Below are 6,087 nucleotides of genomic sequence, written 5' to 3'. Positions count from 1 at the left end.
CCGGCCAGATGCCGGCCCTGGAGCTGGAGGACGGCACGGTGATCTGCGAGATCACCGCCATCTGCGAGTATCTGGAGGAGATCGCCCCACAGCCCGCCCTGATCGGGACCACGGCTGAGGAACGGGCCGAAACCCGCATGTGGACCCGGCGTATCGACCTGAACATCGTCGAGCCCCTGGCGAGCGGCTTCCGGGCCGCCGAGGGCCGGCCGCTGTTTGAGTCCCGCTTCCGGCTGGTGCGCGCTGAGGCGGCCGAGGATCTGAAGGCCATCGCGCGAGACAAGATCCTCTGGCTCGATGGCCTGATGGAAGGCCAGACCTATGTGTGCGGCGACCGCTTCACCCTGGCCGACATCCTGCTGTTCTGCTTCCTGGCTTTCGGCGCCCAGGTCGGCCAGCCCATGCCCGCAGAAGCTAAGCATCTGCCGGCCTGGTTCGAACGGGTGAAGGCGCGACCGAGTGCTGCGGCCTGAGCCGCCGGCTCAGCTGTCGCCGAGGATGATCTCGCTGAGCGTCGGGCCGATCTCGTCATGGACGACGAGGTCGGCGGCCTCGTCCTGGTCGGTGGGTTCGCGGTTGAGGATGGCCAGGGCCGCTCCCCGGCGTTTGGCCAGCAGGGGAAACTCCGCCGCCGGATAGACCACCAGCGACGAGCCCAGCACCAGGAAGAGGTCGCAGGACAGGGTTGCGGCCGTGGCCCGCTTCATCGGCAATTCGGGCATGGCCTGGCCGAAGGAGATGGTGGCGGTTTTCACAAGCTCGCCGCACTCGTAGCAGGTGGGGATGTCGCCTGTGGCGTCAAACTCATGCTTCAGCTGGGGCAGTTCGTGGCGCAGGCCGCAGGCGAGACACGTCGCGTAGCTGGCGTTGCCATGCAGTTCGATGACCTTGTCGTCCGGCACACCAGACGTCTGGTGCAGATTGTCCACATTCTGGGTGATGACCGCGCTGACCTTGCCCTGCTCGACCAGCCGGGCGACCGCATGGTGGCCGGCATTGGGTTCGCGTCCTGTCCAGCCGGCCCGTCCGGCGAAGGCGCGGGTCCAGGATTCCCGGCGCTTCTCCTCGCTGGCGACGAAGTCCTGGAAGTAGATGGGCTTCATCTGGCTCCAGACCCCGCCGGGGCTGCGGAAATCCGGGATGCCGGATTCCGTGGAGATGCCGGCCCCGGTGAAGACCACCATGTTGCGCGCGCCTTCGATCAGGCGGGCCAGATCCTTGCGATGGCTCATGCGTGGGTCTCCTCTGCCTGAGCTGCGGGGGTGGGCCCAGGTTGCGGCTTGGGCGCAGCCTTGCGGTCCAGGCCGAGCCGCTTGGCCAACAGACCGATGGTCGGCCCCTGGATGACGCTGGAGGCCAGGACGACGAAGAAGACGATGTTGAACATGGCCTGTGCGTCTTCGACCCCGGCGACGATGCCGAATGTGGCCAGCACGATGGGCACCGCCCCGCGAAGACCGGCCCAGGAAACGAACAGCTTGGCGCGCCAGTCGAACTGGCGGAAGGGCGCCAGGCTGATGAAGACGCTGGCGGGTCTGGCGATCAGCATCAGGACCGCGGTGATGGCGAGGCCCTCGAAAGCGACGGCCGGCAGCTGGTGCGGAAAGACCACCAGGCCCAGCGTCAGGAACATGACGACCTGGGCCAGCCAGGCCAGGCCATCCTGGAACTGTGACACGGCCCGGCGGCCGGGATAGTCCCGATTGCCGGCGAGCACCCCGGCCACATAGGCGGCGAGGAATCCGCTGCCTGTCAGGACGCCGGCCAGGCCGAAGGCCAGCAGGGCCGCGGCCACCGAGACCACCAGGAACAGGCCCCCCTGGCGCAGCTTGGCGCGGGTCAGCACCACGGTGAAGGCGTAGCCCACGGCCAGGCCGATGGCGGCGCCCAGGACCATCTGCATCAGGAAGTCCGGGACGAAGCTCAGCAGGGGCGTCGAGGGGACCGCGATCATGGCCAGGGCCACACCCACCAGGAAGATGGCCATGGGGTCGTTGGAGCCACTCTCCAGCTCGATGAGGGCCAGGACATCCTCGCGAATCCGGGTCTCCTGATTGCGCAGGACGGCGAAGACCGCGGCGGCGTCGGTGGAGGCCACCACGCTGCCCAGCAGGAAGCCCTGCAGCAGGCTGAAGTCCAGAAGCAGGATGGCTGTCAGGCTGACAATGCCCGCGCTGATGACCACCCCCACCGTGGCGAGGATCAGGGCCGGCGACAGGACCGGACGCACCGCCTTCCAGGGGGTGTCGAGCCCCCCGGAGAACAGAATGAAGATCAGGCAGGCCACGCCGATGGTCTGGGCGACCTGATAGTCGGCGAAGCCGATGCCGCCGGGACCATCGGATCCGGCCAGCATGCCGAGCGCCAGGAAGCCGATCAGGGCCGGCACCCCGAAGCGGCTGGACAGGGTGCCCGCCAACACCGTCGTCAGCAGAAGAACGCCCGTGACGAGCAGGAAGAGTTCAGGCGTGACAGCGGGCATGGGCGTTTAGGTCGGGCATGAGGCCCTCAGCCGCAACCCCTGGCCGCGCTTTATCCTCACTCGACCGGCTTGGCGCGATAGGAGGCCTCGTCGAGCTCCCCTTCCCATTTGGCGACCGTCACCGCCACCGCCAGGTCGGAGGTGTTGTTGGCCACCGTCCGCGTCATGTCGAGCAGGCGGTCGAAGGGCAGGACAAAGCCCACCACCAGAGCGGTCTGTTCCGGCGAAACACCCATGGTGGTCAGCACGGCGGCCAGCATGAACAGCGACGCCGACGGGATGGGCGCGGTGCCCACCGACACCAGGATCGTGGTGAGACCGGCCAGCAGATACTGGGTCAGGGTCAGCTCGATGCCGAAGGCCTGCGCGGTGAACATGGCCAGCAGGCCGATATAGAGGGCCGTGCCGTCCATGGAGACCGTGGTGCCCAGCGGCAGGGCGGTGGAAGCCACCGTATGGCTGACGCCGAGGTTCTTCTCGGCCACCCGCATGGAGACCGGCAGGGTAGCGGCGCTGGACGAGGTGGAGAAGGCCACCATCACTGCATCGGGAATGTCGCGGAAGAAGGGCCACATGGGCAGGCCCGCCATCAGCCGGATCATCCCCCCATGCACGATGAAGATGTGCAGGAGGCAGCCGACAAGCAGCGCCGCGGCCAGCAGGAAGATATTGTAGAACACGCCGAGGCCGGCGGTCCCCATGACCCAGGCCATCAGGGCGAAGACGCCGAAGGGCGCCACCTCCATCACCAGACGGGTGATGTAGAGGACCACATCGACGCCCGCATCGAACAGCTTGCGGATCGGATCGGCCTTCTCCCCCAGCGCCAGGATCGCGGCGCCCACCAGGAAGGAGAAGAAGATCACCGCCAGGATGTCCCCGTTGGCCAGGGCCTGGATGGGGTTGAGCGGGACGATGCCGAGCAGCTGCTCGCTGACCGGCGGCGCCGTGCCGACCATTTCCGGAGTGACGTCGGTGAAGCTGACCCCCTGGCCTGGCCCGAACAGCAGGCCCATGGTCATGCCGACGCCCACGGCGATGGCGGTGGTCAGCAGGTAGAGGAAGATGGTCTTGGCGCCGATGGAGCCCAGGCGTCTCGGGTCGCCCATGCCCGCCACACCTGCGACGATGGAGACGAAGACCAGGGGCACGACGATCATCCGGATCAGCCGCACGAACAGGTCGCCGACCCACTTGATGGCATTGGCCTGCTCGCCCAGCAGAAGGCCGGCGATGACGCCGAGGACCAGGGCAAGCAAGATGCGCTTCCAGAGGACGACGTCGAACCACCAGCGCTGAAGCAGGGTGCGTTTGACGGGCGCCTCGTCATCGGGGCTCGGCGGCGGCGAATCGGTCATGCGACTCTCTTGATACTAGGGGCCGCATTACGGCGGCGGTTCAGCGCAGGTTAGGGAGGTTATGGCCCCGCGCCAACGACTCTCGCCCCGTTGATCCTCCGAGGGGCGGCGGACAAGACCGCCCAGCGCCTCGGCGTGCGGCGGGACGGCGGCGGCCGACCGGCGCCTGTCTGCTAGGCGCCCGTTGTCCTCGGGCGCCCAAGCGGCGAGCGGGGCCTGGACCGGAGACCCATTCGGTATTACGAAAATTGACGAACGTAATACCGGAGCCAAGATCGCCCCATGACCGTGGAACCGATTTCCCAGCTCGCGCGCCTCAGCGTCAGCCTTCCGGCCGAACTCCTGGCCCAGCTCGACGCCATGGTGGCCGAGCGCGACCTGCCCAGCCGGTCGCAGATGATCGCCGAGCTGATCCGGCACGAACTGGCCGAGCACAGCGAGGGCCGCGACGGCGCGATCCTGGCCGGCACCATCACCCTGATCTACCGGGCCGAGAGCGGCCGGGTGCGCCAGGCGCTCGCCCAGGCGCAAGGCTTGTTCCTGAAGGAGGTCATCTCCTCGCAACACGTCTTCCTGGAGGACGATCAGTCCCTGGAAGTGCTGCTGGTCCAGGGACCTTCGGAGCGCCTGCATCTGCTCTGCGACGAGCTGCGCCGGATCCGCGGCGTGCATCAGATCCGCCTGGTGACGACCCGCGCCCTGTTGCCGCCGCTGCACGCCCATGGCCGCGGGAGCAAGACCGCCGAGATCGGAGGCGCAGCATGAGCGCCTCCTCCACCGCTGACCCCAAGAGCGCCCAGGCCCACGCCCGCGCCCAAGGATCGACCCGCGTCGAGGCCATGCCGACCCTGCCGCCGAGCGAGGCGCGCGACCGGCCGGCCAGCGTAGCGGCCGACGACATGCTCTGGGAAGAGACGATCGGGGCTGGCGGTTACGCCGCCAAACGCCTGAACCGCGGCGCGCGGCTGCGCCTGGTCGACCTCGCCGGCGACGCCTGCGCCTCCATGCTGGTGTTCAACGCCGAAAACCCCGTGGAGCGGCTCAATGTGGCCGATACGGTCAAGGTGCAGTGGAACGCCTATCTCGGCCAGGGCCGCCTGCTGCTCTCGGACATGGGCCGGGTCATGATGAGCCTGCTGGAGGACGGGGCCGAAACCCACGACGCCTTCTGCGGGGCGTCCAATGCGGCGTCCAACGCCCGGCAGTACGGGACCGGCGACAACTGGGGACCGCACCCCAATGCGCGGGACCGCTTCTCGCTGGCGCTCGCCAAGTTCGGCCTGGGGCGGAAGGACATTCACCCCTGCATCAACTGGTTCAAGGGCGTGAAGATCGACGCCGATGGCGGAGTGGAGACCCACGTCGGTCCCTATCCGCCCGGTCGCAGCCTGACCTTGAGAGCGGAGATGGACGTCATCGTGGTGTTGGCCAACTGCCCGCATGTTCGCGACCCCCGCCCTGGCTACAGCGTCACCCCGCTGCGGGTCAGCGCCTGGCGCGGGCCGGTGACAGCGCAGGACGATCCCATCCGCAATGCGACGCCGGAGGGCCTGCGGGCCTTCCTGAACGTCGAAGACTATTTCCGTCGCTAAGAGGGGCCTCCGCCATGACCGACACTGCTCTGGCCGGACTGCCTGGTCCTGTGCTGCATGACGAGATCGTGCCGGCCCTGGCCCCCTGGGACCATGTGGTGCGCAAGGGCGAGGTCCTGCGAATCATCGACCTGGAGGGAAACCAGGCGGTGGACTTCCTGATGTACGCGCTCGCCGACGACGCCGAGCGCTACAGCGCCCAGGACACCATCGCCGCCCAGGGCAACATCTTCCTGCGGACGGGCTCGGTGCTCTTGTCCAACGAAGGAAACCCGATGGCCACGGTGCTGGGCACCTCGGTGGCCTATCACGACACTATCGGCGGAGCCTGTTCCTGTGAGAGCAACACCCTGCGCTATGGCCATCACACCAAGGGCCAGCACGCCTGCGTCGAGAACTTTCTGCAGGCCAACGCCCGCCACGGGCGGGGCAAGCGCGACATGGTCTCCAACATCAACTGGTTCATGAATGTACCCGTTGAGGCCGACGGCGCGCTCGGCATCGTGGACGGCATTTCGGCCCCGGGTCTCTTTGTGGACATCCGCGCTGAGATGGATCTAGTGGCGGTGGTCTCCAACTGCCCGCAGATCAACAACCCCTGCAACGGCTTCAATCCGACGCCGGTGCGCATGATCATCGCCGCCTGAGCAGGGTC

7 protein-coding genes are annotated in these 6,087 nt (G+C 67.6%); 4 read left to right on the top strand and 3 right to left on the bottom strand.

Annotated features, from left to right (window positions below):
• A partial coding sequence (locus tag Q8N19_RS04860; RefSeq protein WP_305588504.1) for a glutathione binding-like protein occupies positions 1–473 on the top strand: 473 nt, incomplete at its 5' end.
• Positions 474–482: 9 nt separating this feature from the next.
• Here Q8N19_RS04860 and Q8N19_RS04855 read toward each other — a convergent pair.
• From Q8N19_RS04855 to Q8N19_RS04845, 3 genes are read right to left on the bottom strand one after another with little or no spacing between them, the layout of a single operon-like run.
• Entirely contained in the window at positions 483–1,232 is a 750-nt protein-coding gene (locus Q8N19_RS04855) for a Sir2 family NAD-dependent protein deacetylase (RefSeq protein ID WP_305588503.1), read from the bottom strand.
• Positions 1,229–2,482, bottom strand: coding sequence for a potassium/proton antiporter (locus tag Q8N19_RS04850; RefSeq protein WP_305588502.1), 1,254 nt, complete (start codon positions 2,480–2,482; stop codon positions 1,229–1,231). The genes Q8N19_RS04855 and Q8N19_RS04850 overlap by 4 nt, the downstream gene beginning before the upstream one ends.
• A 56-nt stretch (positions 2,483–2,538) precedes the next feature.
• Positions 2,539–3,840 carry a dicarboxylate/amino acid:cation symporter gene (locus Q8N19_RS04845; RefSeq protein WP_305588501.1) on the bottom strand — a complete coding sequence of 434 codons (1,302 nt, stop codon included), beginning with the start codon at positions 3,838–3,840 and terminating at the stop codon, positions 2,539–2,541.
• Between the two features lie 282 nt (positions 3,841–4,122).
• Here Q8N19_RS04845 and Q8N19_RS04840 point away from each other — a divergent pair, with 282 nt between their 5' ends.
• From Q8N19_RS04840 to Q8N19_RS04830, 3 genes are read left to right on the top strand one after another with little or no spacing between them, the layout of a single operon-like run.
• Complete coding sequence (locus tag Q8N19_RS04840; protein WP_305588500.1) at positions 4,123–4,605, top strand: CopG family ribbon-helix-helix protein; 483 nt, start codon at positions 4,123–4,125, stop codon at positions 4,603–4,605.
• A complete protein-coding gene (locus tag Q8N19_RS04835; protein WP_305588499.1) occupies positions 4,602–5,432 on the top strand; it encodes an urea amidolyase associated protein UAAP1 in 831 nt (276 codons plus the stop codon). The genes Q8N19_RS04840 and Q8N19_RS04835 overlap by 4 nt, the downstream gene beginning before the upstream one ends.
• 14 nt (positions 5,433–5,446) lie before the next feature.
• The gene (locus Q8N19_RS04830; RefSeq protein WP_305588498.1) at positions 5,447–6,079 is read left to right on the top strand and encodes an urea amidolyase associated protein UAAP2; all 633 of its coding nucleotides are present in this window, start codon (positions 5,447–5,449) and stop codon (positions 6,077–6,079) included.
• Positions 6,080–6,087: the final 8 nt, after the last annotated feature.

Origin of the sequence: Phenylobacterium sp. (assembly GCF_030693405.1) — a bacterium.
In the GTDB taxonomy this organism is placed as follows: domain Bacteria; phylum Pseudomonadota; class Alphaproteobacteria; order Caulobacterales; family Caulobacteraceae; genus Phenylobacterium.
The sequence above is the reverse complement of the archived record's forward strand: the minus strand, read 5'-3'. Positions and strand labels throughout refer to the sequence as shown.